Raw genomic sequence first — 1,151 nt, forward strand, 5'->3', positions numbered from 1 at the left:
AAAATAAAATATTTTATTTTGCTGTCAAAAACATGATACAAATAGAATTTACCTCAAACGAAATAGATACCCTTTTTGAGGGCTTTAAAAATCATCCACATTCAAAGGTCAGACAAAAGATGCATGCATTGTATTTAAAAGCCAATGGGATGTCGCATAAACAAATATGTGAAATATGCCGAATCACCAAAACAACTTTAACTACTTACCTAAAATCCTATAATCAAAAAGGTATAGTAGGGTTGACTATCTTAAAATATGAAGGTCAACCAAGTAAGTTAGATAATCACTCGGACCAAATAAAAAAAGATTTCGATGATAATCCTCCTTCTACTTTATCCGAGGCCCGTCAGCGTATTTTCGATTTAACAGGACTTCAGCGTTCTATACCTCAGATTAGAGATTTTCTAAATCGCATTGGTTTACGCCGATTAAAAACAGGCTCTCTACCAGGAGGACACAAAGGAAATACACCTGAAAAACGAATAGAACAAAAAGAATTCCTAAATATTGAACTAAATCCACGGTTGGATGAAGCTAAAAAAGGGAATCGAGTCGTACTTTTTACTGATGCAGTTCATTTTGTTCATGGTGCATTTATGAGCTATATCTGGTGTTTTGTTCGAGTTTTTGTTGGTACACCTCCGGGTAGAAAACGCTTCAATGTACTTGGAGCAATCAATGCCGTTGATATGACATTGACTACAGTTGAAAATGATACTTATATCAATGCTAAATCAGTCTGCAAACTACTTCGGAAATTATACTGGTTGTATCTGGGTAAATCCATAACTTTAATTTTAGACAATGCTCGTTATCAAAAATGCAAATTAGTTAGGCGATACGCTAAAATTCTTGGTATCGAATTACTTTTTTTACCATCTTATTCTCCGCAACTCAATCTAATTGAGCGATTATGGAAATTTGTTAAAAAGAAAGTCCTTCATGGTAAATATTATGCGGAGTTCAAAGATTTTAAAAATGCTTTACAACAATTTTTAGCTAATTTAAATCATGTCAAAGACGAACTTAAAGCTCTTTTGGCTTGGAACTTTCAATCTTTTGAAAAAGTCCAAATCTTAACCTAAAGCAGTATAAAAGATGGTCGATACCTCACTATAGAAGTATTGACCATTTTTTTATTCAGATAA

The 1,151-nt window shown here is 33.0% G+C and carries 1 protein-coding gene; it reads left to right on the plus strand.

Going from position 1 to position 1,151, the window contains the following annotated elements; translation table 11 throughout:
• Positions 1-32: 32 nt before the first annotated feature.
• The gene (locus F6K52_RS36600; RefSeq protein ID WP_293090179.1) at positions 33-1,088 is read left to right on the plus strand and encodes an IS630 family transposase; all 1,056 of its coding nucleotides are present in this window, start codon (positions 33-35) and stop codon (positions 1,086-1,088) included.
• Positions 1,089-1,151 lie beyond the last annotated feature (63 nt).

The sequence above is a fragment of the Moorena sp. SIO3H5 genome (assembly GCF_010692395.1).
Classification (GTDB): Bacteria; Cyanobacteriota; Cyanobacteriia; order Cyanobacteriales; family Coleofasciculaceae; genus Moorena.